Origin of the sequence: Pseudomonas rustica (assembly GCF_018336155.1) — a bacterium.
Taxonomy (GTDB): Bacteria; Pseudomonadota; Gammaproteobacteria; order Pseudomonadales; family Pseudomonadaceae; genus Aquipseudomonas; species Aquipseudomonas rustica.
Genome location: NZ_JAGYHF010000007.1, coordinates 352,081 through 365,235, shown reverse-complemented (window position 1 = coordinate 365,235; position 13,155 = coordinate 352,081). Strand labels below are relative to the sequence as shown.

Sequence of the window (13,155 nt, the reverse complement as noted above, 5' to 3'; positions counted from 1 at the left end):
ACTATGCGCGTTATGCAAAAACGCAACGTAGCAACCGTCTTAAGAGCACTGCTTGATCAGCACGGGATCTCCCCCACGGAGCTTCACCGTCGCACCGGCGTGCCGCAATCCACTCTCTCGCGAATTCTCAGCGGGAAGATCGTCGATCCCTCGGATAAACATATCTCGAAGATCGCCGAGTACTTCGCCGTGAGCACCGACTTGTTGCGCGGGCGCGCGGATGCGCCGCCGGCGAGCGCTGGCGCGCGCAACAACGATGTGCACGCGGAACTCAAGGACATAAGCCTGTGGGACGACGACACACCGGTCGATGATGACGAGGTGTCGGTACCGTTTCTTCGCGAGGTTGAATTGGCGGCTGGATCAGGAAGATTCATCGTGGAAGAGAGCGAGCGCTCTAGTCTGCGCTTCGGCAAGCGCAGCTTGCGCCATAACGGTGTGCAATTCGACCAGGCCAAATGCGTGACCGTGCGCGGCAACAGCATGTTGCCGGTGCTGCGTGACGGCGCCACCGTCGGTGTCAACGCCGGCAAATGTGGCATCGGCGACATCATCGATGGCGACCTTTATGCAATCAACCACAACGGTCAATTGCGGGTGAAGCAACTCTATCGCCTGCCCACCGGTATCCGTTTGCGCAGCTTCAATCGCGACGAACATCCGGACGAGGACTACAGCTTCCAGGAAATCCAGGAAGAGCAGATCGTCATCATTGGTCACGTCTTCTGGTGGGGCATGTACGCCCGATAAGCAGATCGCCGTCAGATAAAACCCGCCTCTCGGCGGGTTTTTTTTCGCCTCGAAAAAGCCACCAGCGGCTTTAACCACGCGGCTTCTCATGCATTAACGCATTTCTAGCGCATAAATAAATGCATTTATGCATTGACTGTATATGCATCCATGCATATTCTTGTCACCAAGCCGCTCGACAAAGCGGCTGGCAAGACAAGCTCTTTAGTTCGACAAGAACAGGCAGCGATGAACCGGCCTCAACGGTTCAGAGGGTTGGCAACTGACCCGGGTGTGCAGCGTAAAGCACCAGAAGCAGTTATCCGGCGGGCAGGGACCGCGGTCGGAAAAACAATCTGAATGGACTCGTACCGCGCCAGTAGCGCCGAAAAGTCAGCTTCCTTCCGGGTTTCAGGAATTGAAGGAAGGCGAAGGAGCGCATTACTGAAAAGCCTGGCGGTTGACTGCCGGGCTTTTTGGAATGCCTGCCTCAAGAGAAACCGTTTGAACCCAACTCACATCACTCATCAAATCCTCAAGGAGGCGTGACATGACAAACGAGCAACAAGCATTGGCAGACATGCCGATCTGGCTGGTCATCCTCCTTGCCGTGGTGGGCGGGGTGTCCGGCGAAATGTGGCGCGCTGACAAAGAGGGCGCCCGTGGCTGGTCGCTGATGCGCCGCCTGGCCCTGCGCTCCGGCGCCTGCATGATCTGCGGTGTCTCGGCAATCATGCTGCTGTATGCCGCTGGCATGTCGATCTGGGCGGCTGGCGCTTTTGGTTGCCTGACTGCGATGGCCGGGGCCGATGTGGCGATCGGACTTTATGAGCGCTGGGCGGCGAAGCGGATTGGCGTCTGCGAAATTCCGCCGCGCGATCCGCAGTAACTCTGCATTTTCTACAGCACCTCAGTCCTGAAGTCGCTGCTTAAGACTGACCTGAAAACGCCGCAAATCCCTTGTAGGAGTGAGCCTGCTCGCGATAGCGGTGCCACAGTCGAACTTCATCTAACTGATCCACCGCAATCGCGAGCAGGCTCACTCCTACAGTGACCTGTGGTCAGTTTCATAATTTGGAACACCCCCATGAAGATCACCCCGATCCTCACGCAATTGCGTGCGCAATGCCCAAGCCTGGCCAATCACATTTCGGTGGGTATCGATCTGGCGTTGTTGCAGGGCAATTCCGCTCTGCCGACACCTTCGGCCCACGTGCTGCCGCTGGCTGATCTGGCCAGCAATAGCACCGCACAAAACCTCACCACCCAACCGATCCGCGACCGCTTTGAAATCGTTCTGGCGCTCGACGCCAGCGACCCTACAAAAGCGCTGGATCTGTTGCACGACCTGCGCGCCGAACTGTGGCGTGCGCTGGTGGGTTTCAAGCCCGATACCGACTACAGCGCCATCGTCTACGACGGCGGTGAACTGCTGTCGATCAACAGCAGCCGGGCGTTTTACCGGCTGCGCTTTTTTGCCGAGTTCCAGCTCGGCCGCAATCTGCCGAGTCAGCCTGCGGAGAGTTGGCACGAACGCGAACTGGACGGTTTGTCGTCCTTCACCGGGGCCACCGTGCGGGTCGATGCGATCGACCCGGCCGACCCCAATCTGAAACGCCCGGGCCCCGATGGGCGCGTGGAAATGACTTTCTCTGGAGACGTAACCCCATGAGTAATCGCATCACCGTACTGCCGGCCGCCGGTCGCGTCGTACCTGACCCGGAGGCAGGCGATCTGCTGCCGCTGGAAGGCCGTGAAGTGCTGGACAGCGCCTGGTGGCGCCGACGTCTGGCCGACGGCGATATCACCCTCAAAACCGCAACCGCTAAACAAAAGGGAGCCAAATAATGGCGATCGGATTCAGTAACATCCCCGCGGACATTCGTGTACCGCTGTTCTATGCCGAAATGGACAATTCGGCCGCCAATAGCGCGAGTTCGACCCTGCGTCGTTTGATCGTCGCTCAGGTCAACGACAACATTGCGCCGACCGAGGTCGGCAAACTGGTGTTGGTCTCCAGCGTTGCGCTGGCCAAAAGCATCGGCGGTCAGGGCTCGATGCTCGCCGCGATGTACGAGACCTTCCGCAAGGCTGACCCGATCGGCGAGATCTGGTGCCTGCCGCTGCACAACGCTGAAGGCGCGGTCGCCAAAGGCGTGCTGACCCTGACCGGCGCCGCCACTCAGGCTGGCGTGCTGAATCTGTATGTCGGCGGTGTGCGAGTGCAAGCCACCGTGGTCAACGGTGCTACCGCCGCTCAGGCCGCCACCGCGCTGGCGCAGAAAATCAACGCCACCGCCGACCTGCCAGTGAGCGCTGCCGCTGCCGAAGGTGTGGTTACCCTGAACGCCAAATGGACCGGCGACAGCGGCAACGACATCAGCCTGCAATTCAATCGTCTGGGCAAGAGCAACGGCGAAGAAACTCCGGCCGGTCTGACCTCCGCAATCACCGCCATGACCGGTGGCGCCGGTGTGCCGGATCAGGTCGAAGCCATCGCCGCACTGGGTGATGAGCCGTTCGAATTCATCGCCTTGCCGTGGTCGGATCTGTCGACGCTCAACACCTGGCAAGCGGTCATGGATGACAGCACCGGTCGCTGGTCGTGGGCCAAGCAATTGTTCGGTCACATCTACAGTGCCAAGCGCGGCACCGTCGGCACTCTGGTTGCCGCCGGCCAGGCGCGCAACGACCAGCACATGACCATTCAGGCGCTGGAGCCGGGCGTTCCGCAACCGTTCTGGGTACAAGCCGCTGCACTGGCTGCACGCACCGCAGTGTTCATCTCCGCCGACGCCAGCCGTCCGACGCAAAGCGGCAGCCTGCCGGGCGTTGATCCGGCACCGGCGAGCGAGCGCTTCACCCTGACCGAGCGTCAGTCGCTGCTTAACTACGGCATCGCCACCGCGTACTACGAAGGCGGTTACGTGCGCATCCAGCGTTCGATCACCACCTACCAGAAAAACGCTTACGGCCAGGCCGACAACTCCTATCTGGACAGCGAAACCATGCACCAGTCGGCGTTCATCGTGCGCCGTCTGCAAAGCGTGATCACCAGCAAGTACGGTCGGCACAAACTGGCTTCCGACGGCACCCGCTTCGGCGCCGGCCAGCCAATCGTCACGCCGAGCACCATTCGCGGAGAGCTGATTGCGCAGTACGCCAAACTCGAACTGGAAGGTCACGTGGAGAACGCCGAGCTGTTCGCCGAGCACCTGATCGTCGAGCGCGACGTGCAGGATCCTAGCCGCGTGAACGTGTTGTTCCCGCCGGATTACATCAACGGTCTGCGCGTGTTCGCACTGCTCAACCAATTCCGTCTGCAGTACGACGACGCGGCTTGATCCGCACGTTTGACGGCAAGCATTCAGCCCACCTCGCGTGGGCTTTTTTATTCAAGGGAGTAACACCATGGGTCAACTGATTGCAGGCACCTGCTACGTCAAAGTCGACGGCGCACAACTGACGATCAACGGCGGCTGCGAAGCCCCGCTGATGTCCACCAAACGCGAAACCATCGTGCCGGGTTTTTACAAGGAAACCGACGTGGCAGCGTCGTTCAAAGTGACCGCGCTGCACACCCCGGACTTCCCGCTCAAGCAACTGATCGAAGGCGTCGACATGACCGTCACCTGCGAATTCAGCAACGGCAAAGTCTACGTGCTGGCCGGTGCGTATCTGGTTGAAGAACCGGTTTCCAAAGGCGATGACGCCGCTATCGAACTGAAATTCGAAGGCATCAAAGGAACCTGGCAATGAGCGGCGCCGTGAAGCTTCAAGTCGCGATCGAAGCTCACGGCGAGCCCCTGACCGAACTCGTTCTGCGCCGCCCGACGGTGCAGGAAGTGCGAGCGATCAAGGCGCTGCCGTACAAGATCGACAAGAGCGAAGAAGTCAGCCTCGACATGGACGTGGCGGCCAAATACATCGCCGTGTGCGCCGGCATTCCGCCGTCGTCGGTCAACCAGCTGGATCTGGCCGACCTCAACGCGCTGAGCTGGGCCGTTGCGAGTTTTTTCATGAGTGCGGCGTCGGCGCCATCACCGACCTGATCGCAGTCGCCTATGACCTGGCCTGGTTCTGGAAGGTTGACCCCGAACAGATGATGGCCAGGCCACTGGATGTGCTCCGCGAATCGCTGGAGCACGCGCAACGGATCAATGCGATGCAGCAGGTGCAGTGATGGCAGACACAGAAAGCAAACCCAAAACATCGGTGCTGATCACTGGCATCGATGAGCTGTCGCCCAAGCTCGGTGCGCTTCGCGAGAAAGTCGACAGCTTCAAGAAAAACCTCGAACAGACCGGCCTCGGCAAACTCGACATCAGTGGCCTGTTCAAGGGCGGCAGCGTGATCACGCCGTTCGTGGACGGAATCAAATCGGCAGCGGCATTTCAGGGCAAATTGACTGAAGTCAGCGCGACGGCAAAAACCGTCGACCTGCCCGCCACGCCGAAAGTCGCTGCACAGAACATGAACGTGTTCAGTGCCTCGATGGAGAAGGTTTCGGCGGCCGTCGACGCCGCGCTGGTGCCGGCGGTAGGGGCGTTGGTGGTCGGGCTGGAACCGATGCTGACGCAGGTCGGCAGCCTGCTCGCCGACAACCCGAAACTGGTCGAAGGCCTGGCGGCGGGGGCGATTGCCTTCTCCGCCATGCAAACCGCCGTCACCGGTATGACCCAGGTGATGGACGTCATGAGCATGGTGCTCAAGACCAATCCGATCATGCTGATCGCCATGGGCATCGCGGTGGCGGCCGGTTTGATTTATGCCAACTGGACGCCGATTAGCGCGTTCTTCAAGGGCCTGTGGGAGGGCGTGAAAAACCTCGGTGCGAGTGCGATGGCAACGTTGCACTCGATCCTCGATTGGCGACCGCTGGATGCACTGGCGGCATTGTGGTCACCGATCGCGGGATTCTTCTCCGGGATCTGGGACAAGGTCAAAGCCGTCACTGCGCCGGTGATCGACTTCTTCAAGTCGGTGTTCTCCTGGACACCCGCCGGCATGATCATGGACAACTGGGCGCCGCTGACCGGGCTGTTTTCGGCGATCTGGGAATTGCTCAAGGCCTTGAGTGTGCCGGTGATGGCGTTCCTCAAAGGCCTGTTCGACTGGACGCCGTTGGGCATGATCATCAACAACTGGGGAGCGATCACCGGGTTCTTCGGCTCGATCTGGACGGCGCTGCAACCGGCGGCACAAGCGATCAAGGATTTCTTCGGCACTTTGTTCGACTTCTCCCCGCTGGGGATGATCGTCAATAACTGGGGCAGCATCGTCACGTTCTTCGAACCGATCTGGGCCGCGTTGCAAACGTCGGCGCAGCAGATCAAAAGCTTCTTTCAGAGCCTGTTCGAATGGTCGCCGCTGGAGCAGATCGCGCAGTACTGGCAGCCGATCAGCGAAGTCTTTTCGGCACTGTGGGGCGTGGTGCAAGCGCTGGCTGCGCCGGTATTGGAGTTTCTGCACAACATGTTCGAATGGACACCGTTGGGGCAGATCATCAAGAACTGGGGGCCGATCACCGAATGGTTCGGCGAGTTGTGGCAAAAGCTGCAAACCGTCATCGCACCGATCAAAGAGCTGTTCGACGGTGGTTTTGCCGGACTGATCGCCAAGGTCACCGGCAAGGTGGAAACCTTCACCGAGGCACAACGCCAGACCAATGCCGAAGGCAAAGGCGAACTGGCCCCAGCGTTCTTCGGCGCGAACCCTCAGGCATCGAGCAACGGCACGCTACAGGGTGGATCGTTGCCACAGAGTTCCGGTGCCCTGATCCAGCAAAGCGCCGCCAACAACCGTACGCAACTCGAGGGCGGCCTGACCGTACGCTTCGAAAATGCTCCGGCGGGGCTGCGCACTGATCAACCGCAAACCAATCAACCGGGCCTGGCGCTGTCGTCGCGCATCGGCTATCGCTCGCTGTCGGCAGGAGGTTCCAATGAACTGGCGTGACCGTTTGTTGCCGGCATCCTTTCGCGGTGTCGGCTTCTGGATCGATCAGGCGAAAACCCCGGTCGGTCGCAAAGGTCAGCTGCACGAATATCCGCAGCGTGACCTGCCGTATTTCGAGGACCTCGGCCAACAAGCCAAGACCCACGACATCACCGCGTTCATCATCGGCGCCGATTGCCTGGAGCAACGTGACAAGTTGCTCAAGGCGTTGGAGGCGGGCAGCGGTGAGCTGGTGCATCCGTGGCTCGGACGCCTGCAAGTCAAGGTCGGCGAATGCGACATGACCCACACCCGCCAGGACGGCGGCATGGTCACGTTCACGCTGAAGTTCTATCCCGATCAGCCGCTGCCGTTTCCGACGGCGACTGTCAGTACGCAGAAAGTCCTGCTGGTGAAAGCCGACTCGCTGCTCGGTTCTGCGGTGGCGCGTTTCGAACAGGCGATGACGCTGATCAAGGCTGCGCGGATCGGCATCGCCAATCTGCGCAACAGCCTCACCGGGGTTTACGAGGTGATCAAAGAGCAGCTGAAACCGCTGATCGCGCAGTACAAGCAGATCACTGAGCTGGTGAAAGCGGTCAAGGAATTGCCCAAGGAAGTGGCAGCGGAATTCAAAGGCTTGCTCGGCGATATCAAGGAGCTGAAAGCGTTCGCGAAGGAGGGCTACCGTAGCGTGATTGCCGACGTCTCCCAACAACTCGAGGCGATCCGCAAAGCCGATGCGCCGAAGATCACCACCGGCAAGGACACCAACGCGGCGGCGCAAGCCATGGCCGATCTGGTGCAGGACACGCTGCTGGTCAAAGTCGCGCAATGGGTGGCGTCGATGCCGGTCGCGACCACGCCGGTGAAGCTGCAATCGACACCGTCGGTGGGCCAACAGGCGACCACGCCGGTGACCCGTCAGGAAGTGCCCGTCAGTGATGACATGCAGGCCCTGCGCGAAGCGGTGAGCGCGGCGATTGATCCGATGCTGGACAAGGCCGGTGCCGGACATTTTCAGGCGATCAACGATGTGAAAGAGGCGTTGATCAATCACCTCAAAGCGGTGGCGTCGTCCGGTGTGCGGCAGGTCAGCAAGTCGTTTCAGGAAAGTTTGCCGGCGCTGGTGGTGGCCTACAAACAGTTCGCCGATGCCACTCGCGTCACTGAAGTGATTCAACGCAACGGTACTGTTCATCCGTTGTATCTGCCGCCCAACGACGTGAAAGTTTCCAGGGAGTAAGCCATGAGCGAGATGGATAATCGCGTCACGCTGACGGTCAACGACATGGAATACGGCGGCTGGAAAAGCGTCGAAATCAGCGCCGATCTGGAGCGTCAGTTTCGCACCTTCAAACTGGATATCACTTGGCAGTGGCCGGGACAAACTGTGGATCAGCGGATCAAACCCGGTGACCCCTGCGAAGTGAAAATCGGCAGGGATCTGGTGCTCACCGGTTATGTGTTCAAAGCGCCGATCAGCTATGACGGACGCCAGATCAGCCTGAGCATCGAAGGCAGTTCCAGGACGCAGGATCTGGCCGATTGCGCGGCCGCCAACCGGCCGAATCAATGGCAGGATCAACCCTTGCTGAGTATCGTCGAGGCCTTGGCGAGTGAGTATTCGCTGAAGGTCGTGAACGAAATTTCCGAGACGTCGCGGCTGGCCAAACACACGATCGTGCCGGGTGAAACGGTGTTTCAGTCGATCGATCGTTTGCTCTCGTTGTTGCGGGTTTTTTCCACCGATGACGAGCAGGGCCGGCTGGTGCTGGCCAAGCCCGGCAGCGGCGGTCGTGCCAGTGATGCGCTGGAACTGGGCAAGAATATTTTGTCTGCCAATGCGCCGATGGATCAGAGCCAGGTGTTCTCCGAATACCGGGTGATCGGTCAGCAAAAAGGCTCGGACACCCAGAGCGGGGCGGCGGTCAGCGAAGTTGAATCGACGGCGACTGACCTGACGTTCAAACGTCGACGCACCACGGTGATCAACGAGGGCACGCAACTGACCTTTGAGTTGGCGCAGCAGCGTGCCCAATGGGAAAGCGCCACCCGCCTGGGCCGCGCGCAAACCACTACGTATCAGGTGCAGGGCTGGCGTCAGGCCAATGGCGATTTGTGGCGTCACAACACGCTGGTGCGAGTGAAAGATCCGGTGCTTGGTTTTGACGGCGACATGCTCATTTCAAAAGTGACGTATTCATTGTCGGCACAAGGCTCGGTGACCACGCTGCAAGTGGCCCCGCCGCATACCTTTGACGCCAATCCCAGTCCCCCCAAAACCTGACTGTTCCTTAAAAGATCGCAGCCTTCGGCAGCTCCTACATATGCACACCGATCCAATGTAGGAGCTGCCGAAGGCTGCGATCTTTTAGGGCCTCATAGGAATTCAACATGAGCCTGATGACACGCCTGCTGGCGCGCGGCACTGTCGTGCTCGCCAATTCGGCCTCCAAGCTGCAATCGCTGCAAATGCGCCTCACCGCCGGTGAAGTCAACGACGACCTCGAACACTTCGAACCCTACGGCTTCACCAGCCATCCACTGGCCGGTGCCGAAGGCGTCGTCACCTTCATCGGCGGCGACCGTTCCCACGCCATCGCTTTAGTCATCGCCGACCGCCGCTACCGCCTGCAAGCGCTGGCCGCCGGCGAAGTGGCGATCTACACCGACGAGGGCGACAAGATCCACTTCAAGCGCGGACGGATCATCGACATCGAAACCGCCACGCTGAACATCCGCGCCAGCAGCGCGGTGAACTTCGACACGCCGGTCATCAATCAGAGCGGAAAAATCGTCTCCACCGGTGACCAGCTCGCTGGCGGTATCAGCCAGATCAAACACGTCCACGTCGGCGTACAAGCCGGCAGCGGCCAGACCGGTGTGCCGGCAGGAGGCCAGTGATGTTTATCAGCCAGAACCTCCACGCCGCACTGACCCGCGCCGTACTTATCAGCCTGTTCACCTGGCGCCGCGCTGCCGATGACGACGCCCTCGACGATGAAGAACGTTTCGGCTGGTGGGGCGACAGCTTTCCCACCGTCGCTGACGATCGCATCGGCTCGCGGCTGTGGCTGTTGCGCCGGGTCAAGCTGACCCGGCAAACCCAGATGGACGCCGAGTTCTATGCCCGCGAAGCCTTGCAATGGCTGATCGACGACGGCCACTGCAGCGCCATCGACATCCTCAGCGAACGCCTCGACGCGCAGCGTCTGAACCTGCGCACGGTGCTGACCCTGGCCGACGGCGAACGTCTGGACATTAACCCCGATAACAGTTGGCAGGTGATCTATGCCGTTTGAAACCCCTTCGCTGCCGGTGCTGATCAAGCGCACCCAAAGCGACCTGGCCGGCGATTCGCTGCGCCATTCCGATGCGCAAGTGCTGGCCCGCACCCTCGGCGGCGCCGCGTTTGGTCTGTACGGTTATCTCGACTGGATTGCCGAGCAGATCCTCCCCGACAAAGCCGATGAATCGACCCTGGAACGCATCGCCGCGTTGCGTCTGAACCAGCCACGCAAACCCGCGCAAGTGGCCACGGGCAGTGTCAGCTTCAGCGCTACGGCCGGTGCGATTCTGGACGTCGATACGTTGCTGCAAACCAACGATGGCCGTACTTACAAAGTCACCACTGCGCGGGTCACGGCCAACGGTGTCAACAGCACCACCATCGCCGCGCTCGATGCCGGCAGCCTCGGCAATGCTGACGCGGGCCTCGTGTTGACGCCGGTGCAGCCGGTTGCCGGTATCGTCAGCAGCAGTTTTGTAGTGCTGGCGCCGGGACTCAGCGGTGGTGTCGCGCGGGAGAGTCTGGAGTCGCTGCGTTCGCGAGTGATTCGTTCCTATCGCGTGATCCCTCACGGTGGCTCGGCTAGCGATTATGAAACCTGGGCGCTGGAAGTGCCGGGTGTGACGCGGGCGTGGTGTCGTGCAAGCGATGTCGGCTATGGAATTGTCTATTTGTTCGTCATGCGCGATGACGATTTGCAGCCTATTCCCAACGCAGAGCGGCTGGCAGAAATCCAGGCCTATATCGAACCCCTGCGTCCGGTCACAGCCGAGTTGCACGTGCTGGCGCCGCAACAAGTTTCGGTTACCTACAAACTACGTTTGAACCCTGATACCAGTGCGGTACGAGCTGCGGTCGAAGAGCAATTGCGCGACCTGCACAATCGAGAGGCAGGCATGGGCGATACGTTGCTGCTCAGTCACATCCGCGAAGCGATCAGCAGTGCAGCCGGTGAATACGACCACAGTCTGATTGAGCCAATCGGCGATGTTGAAGCTGCGGACAACCAGTTGCTCACCTACGGGGGGTGTGTATGGGTGGCATAAGGACGCCTGCTCAATATCAATCCCAGCTCCGCACTCTGCTACCGAGCGGTCCTGCCTGGGATCCTGAACGAGTGCCGGAACTGGAGGCAGTTCTTGAAGGTATTTCGCAGGAGTTATCGCGTCTGGACGCGCGTGCGGTTGACCTGCAAAACGAGATGGATCCGGCTGGCGTCAGTGAACTTGTACCGGATTGGGAGCGGGTCATGAACTTGCCCGACCCCTGCCTTGGTCAGAAGCCATTGTTTGACGATCGTCGCCTAGCGGTACGTCGGCGCCTGCTCGCGGTAGGCAGCCAAACCATCGGTTACTTCATAGAAATCGCCCAGACCCAAGGCTATCCCAACGCCACCGTCACCGAGATGCATGCACCCCGAATGGGGCGCTCACGTTTCGGCAGTGCGCACTTCGGCAGTTGGCGGGCGCAGTTCATGTGGACACTCAATACCGGTGGGCGGCAGTTCACCGGCCGCCGTTTTGGCGCCAGTTACTGGGGCGAGCGTTTCGGCGTCAATCCGGGCAGTGCTCTGGAATGCCTTATCCATCGCAGTGCGCCGGCGCATACCCGTGTGTACATCAATTATGACTAGAGGTTAGAAAATGGATTTCCCAAAAAATACGCCCGGCGTCGGCCTGGTGAACGGACAGTTTGCGGACGAAAATCCGGTGGCTGGAACTCCGGGTTCTTTGATTCCGGCAACGTGGGGCAACGCCGTCACGCAAGAAATTCTGAATGTGATTAAAGCAGCCGGGTTAGTCCCCAAAGAAGATGCTTCCACGCAATTGCTGGAGGCTATCCAGAGTTTCGCTGCCCACGATTTCAAGAACTCGGCCCGTGTTGCGACAACAGGCTCGATTGCCCTGAGCGGCTTGCAAAAAATCGACGGTGTGCAGCTCGCTGCAGCTGATCGAGTGCTGGTGAAGGATCAACCCAATGCATCGCAAAACGGTGTGTACGTGGTGGCTGCGGGGTCCTGGTCGCGAGCGGTGGATGCAACGCAGGACTATCAAGTAACCAGTAGTTTCATCATCGCGACCGATGAGGGTGTGGTGAACAAATCTCGCATTTGGCAGTTGACCACTCCGGGCCCGATCAAGGTCGGCACTACCGGTCTGACCTTCGAAATGTTTGCCGGCTACACCGGTGTGGCGTCTGGCGAATACCGCAAGGTCATGGTCAACGCGCGCGGGCAAGTAACCGCTGGCTCCAACCCGACCACGCTTGATGGCTATGGCATAACTGATGCCTACACAAAAGTGGCAGCGAACAATGCGTTCGTGAAGCAGGGCGGTGGCGCCGGACAGCTGGGCAACTCGGTGTCGATTGGCTGGGATGGTAAAAACATCCTTATCCAGGTGGACGCCACCAGTTTTGGCAACCTGTGGTGCTCTGCCAACTTTGACCCGGGCACCAAGGCCAACGTCGCCGATGTTTATTCAAAGACCGCGACGGACAGTTTTCTCGACAACAAGATCAGCGGCGATGCCTGTGCTATCGCGGGTTTCGCCAGCGGCAACTCCGCTGCGCCGTACATGCGAAACAGGAACAACAACGAAGTTGTCGTGCTGGCCAGAACCGCGACAACCTTGGGTGGTTATGGGATTACCGATGCGATGCCCCGCGCTGAAGCCAACAGTGCGATCAATGCTCGTGTGCTGAGTGACGGAATTACCTACGCAGGTTTCGCCAGTAACGATCTGTCCCAGCCTTATTTTCGTCGCGCCTCCGACAGCACTCTTCTGCTGCTACAGCCTCGACTTGGGTTTGTGCCGGTTCGTCAGGGCGGTGGTAATTTTCAATCCAACAATATGGTCATGATCGGTTGGGCGGCGGACGGAACGTCATTGCGGGCGCAAGTCGATGCTACGGATCTGGGCAGTATCTGGACCGACGGCATCGGCAATGTCAAAGCGATTTACGCACAGTCAACGGCAGAAACCGGGATGGTCGGTTCGTATGCCTTGCTGGTGGTCGGTGGTGGTGGCGCGACGGGGCCGGGAGCGCTCGCTGCAGGCGTCAATTGCCGCTTCACCGCCACCGATGGCTCTGCCTGGGGCGGCGCACCTGCCGGTACCTGGCGATTGATGGGCGCTATTCGTAATGCGGACGGCGCCAGTCCCGATTCCACCACCGTATGCCTGAGGGTTTCTTGA

15 protein-coding genes are annotated in these 13,155 nt (G+C 59.8%); all 15 read left to right on the top strand.

All coding sequences use genetic code 11. From position 1 onward, the window contains the following. Nucleotides 1-12 precede the first annotated feature (12 nt). The 15 genes from KFS80_RS16280 (at nt 13) to KFS80_RS16210 (ending at nt 13,155) form a co-directional block, all read left to right on the top strand. On the top strand, nt 13-750 hold the full coding sequence (locus tag KFS80_RS16280; RefSeq protein WP_053117672.1) for an XRE family transcriptional regulator: 738 nt from the start codon (nt 13-15) through the stop codon (nt 748-750). Nucleotides 751-1,279: 529 nt separating this feature from the next. Further along, nucleotides 1,280-1,618 (top strand): phage holin family protein, encoded by a 339-nt coding sequence (locus KFS80_RS16275; RefSeq protein ID WP_053117676.1) that lies wholly within the window; start codon nt 1,280-1,282, stop codon nt 1,616-1,618. A 198-nt stretch (nt 1,619-1,816) separates the two neighbouring features. Next, on the top strand, nt 1,817-2,401 hold the full coding sequence (locus KFS80_RS16270; RefSeq protein ID WP_212545324.1) for a phage tail terminator protein: 585 nt from the start codon (nt 1,817-1,819) through the stop codon (nt 2,399-2,401). Continuing rightward, the gene (locus tag KFS80_RS16265) at nt 2,398-2,577 is read left to right on the top strand and encodes a DUF2635 domain-containing protein (protein WP_053117680.1); all 180 of its coding nucleotides are present in this window, start codon (nt 2,398-2,400) and stop codon (nt 2,575-2,577) included. The genes KFS80_RS16270 and KFS80_RS16265 overlap by 4 nt, the downstream gene beginning before the upstream one ends. After that, nucleotides 2,577-4,073 (top strand): phage tail sheath subtilisin-like domain-containing protein, encoded by a 1,497-nt coding sequence (locus tag KFS80_RS16260; RefSeq protein WP_212545323.1) that lies wholly within the window; start codon nt 2,577-2,579, stop codon nt 4,071-4,073. The genes KFS80_RS16265 and KFS80_RS16260 overlap by 1 nt, the downstream gene beginning before the upstream one ends. A 67-nt stretch (nt 4,074-4,140) precedes the next feature. Next, the gene (locus KFS80_RS16255) at nt 4,141-4,488 is read left to right on the top strand and encodes a phage tail tube protein (protein WP_053117683.1); all 348 of its coding nucleotides are present in this window, start codon (nt 4,141-4,143) and stop codon (nt 4,486-4,488) included. Beyond that, entirely contained in the window at nt 4,485-4,781 is a 297-nt protein-coding gene (locus KFS80_RS16250; RefSeq protein WP_007908778.1) for a phage tail assembly protein, read from the top strand. Before KFS80_RS16255 ends, KFS80_RS16250 begins: the two co-directional genes overlap by 4 nt. Nucleotides 4,782-4,911: 130 nt before the next feature. Continuing rightward, nucleotides 4,912-6,687, top strand: a complete 1,776-nt coding sequence (locus KFS80_RS16245; RefSeq protein WP_212545322.1) for a phage tail tape measure protein — start codon at nt 4,912-4,914, stop codon at nt 6,685-6,687. Beyond that, nucleotides 6,674-7,912: a DNA circularization protein gene (locus KFS80_RS16240; RefSeq protein WP_212545321.1), complete on the top strand. Its 1,239-nt coding sequence runs from the start codon at nt 6,674-6,676 to the stop codon at nt 7,910-7,912. The genes KFS80_RS16245 and KFS80_RS16240 overlap by 14 nt, the downstream gene beginning before the upstream one ends. Nucleotides 7,913-7,915: 3 nt before the next feature. Then, entirely contained in the window at nt 7,916-8,956 is a 1,041-nt protein-coding gene (locus KFS80_RS16235) for a phage baseplate assembly protein (RefSeq protein ID WP_212545320.1), read from the top strand. A 107-nt stretch (nt 8,957-9,063) separates the two neighbouring features. After that, on the top strand, nt 9,064-9,573 hold the full coding sequence (locus KFS80_RS16230) for a phage baseplate assembly protein V (protein ID WP_212545319.1): 510 nt from the start codon (nt 9,064-9,066) through the stop codon (nt 9,571-9,573). After that, nucleotides 9,573-9,971: a phage GP46 family protein gene (locus tag KFS80_RS16225; RefSeq protein WP_212545318.1), complete on the top strand. Its 399-nt coding sequence runs from the start codon at nt 9,573-9,575 to the stop codon at nt 9,969-9,971. Before KFS80_RS16230 ends, KFS80_RS16225 begins: the two co-directional genes overlap by 1 nt. Next, nucleotides 9,961-11,004 (top strand): baseplate J/gp47 family protein, encoded by a 1,044-nt coding sequence (locus KFS80_RS16220; RefSeq protein WP_212545317.1) that lies wholly within the window; start codon nt 9,961-9,963, stop codon nt 11,002-11,004. Before KFS80_RS16225 ends, KFS80_RS16220 begins: the two co-directional genes overlap by 11 nt. Beyond that, complete coding sequence (locus KFS80_RS16215; RefSeq protein ID WP_159813141.1) at nt 10,992-11,591, top strand: YmfQ family protein; 600 nt, start codon at nt 10,992-10,994, stop codon at nt 11,589-11,591. Before KFS80_RS16220 ends, KFS80_RS16215 begins: the two co-directional genes overlap by 13 nt. A 10-nt stretch (nt 11,592-11,601) precedes the next feature. Then, nucleotides 11,602-13,155, top strand: coding sequence for a phage tail protein (locus KFS80_RS16210; protein ID WP_212545316.1), 1,554 nt, complete (start codon nt 11,602-11,604; stop codon nt 13,153-13,155).

What these genes read in the sequence shown, in the direction of transcription:
- KFS80_RS16280 (WP_053117672.1), top strand. Translation starts at nt 13, where the DNA reads ATGCAAAAACGCAACGTAGCAACCGTCTTAAGAGCACTGCTTGATCAG.
- KFS80_RS16240 (WP_212545321.1), top strand. Translation starts at nt 6,674, where the DNA reads ATGAACTGGCGTGACCGTTTGTTGCCGGCATCCTTTCGCGGTGTCGGC.
- KFS80_RS16255 (WP_053117683.1), top strand. Translation starts at nt 4,141, where the DNA reads ATGGGTCAACTGATTGCAGGCACCTGCTACGTCAAAGTCGACGGCGCA.
- KFS80_RS16235 (WP_212545320.1), top strand. Translation starts at nt 7,916, where the DNA reads ATGAGCGAGATGGATAATCGCGTCACGCTGACGGTCAACGACATGGAA.
- KFS80_RS16215 (WP_159813141.1), top strand. Translation starts at nt 10,992, where the DNA reads ATGGGTGGCATAAGGACGCCTGCTCAATATCAATCCCAGCTCCGCACT.
- KFS80_RS16210 (WP_212545316.1), top strand. Translation starts at nt 11,602, where the DNA reads ATGGATTTCCCAAAAAATACGCCCGGCGTCGGCCTGGTGAACGGACAG.
- KFS80_RS16270 (WP_212545324.1), top strand. Translation starts at nt 1,817, where the DNA reads ATGAAGATCACCCCGATCCTCACGCAATTGCGTGCGCAATGCCCAAGC.
- KFS80_RS16250 (WP_007908778.1), top strand. Translation starts at nt 4,485, where the DNA reads ATGAGCGGCGCCGTGAAGCTTCAAGTCGCGATCGAAGCTCACGGCGAG.
- KFS80_RS16225 (WP_212545318.1), top strand. Translation starts at nt 9,573, where the DNA reads ATGTTTATCAGCCAGAACCTCCACGCCGCACTGACCCGCGCCGTACTT.
- KFS80_RS16260 (WP_212545323.1), top strand. Translation starts at nt 2,577, where the DNA reads ATGGCGATCGGATTCAGTAACATCCCCGCGGACATTCGTGTACCGCTG.
- KFS80_RS16245 (WP_212545322.1), top strand. Translation starts at nt 4,912, where the DNA reads ATGGCAGACACAGAAAGCAAACCCAAAACATCGGTGCTGATCACTGGC.
- KFS80_RS16230 (WP_212545319.1), top strand. Translation starts at nt 9,064, where the DNA reads ATGAGCCTGATGACACGCCTGCTGGCGCGCGGCACTGTCGTGCTCGCC.
- KFS80_RS16220 (WP_212545317.1), top strand. Translation starts at nt 9,961, where the DNA reads ATGCCGTTTGAAACCCCTTCGCTGCCGGTGCTGATCAAGCGCACCCAA.
- KFS80_RS16275 (WP_053117676.1), top strand. Translation starts at nt 1,280, where the DNA reads ATGACAAACGAGCAACAAGCATTGGCAGACATGCCGATCTGGCTGGTC.
- KFS80_RS16265 (WP_053117680.1), top strand. Translation starts at nt 2,398, where the DNA reads ATGAGTAATCGCATCACCGTACTGCCGGCCGCCGGTCGCGTCGTACCT.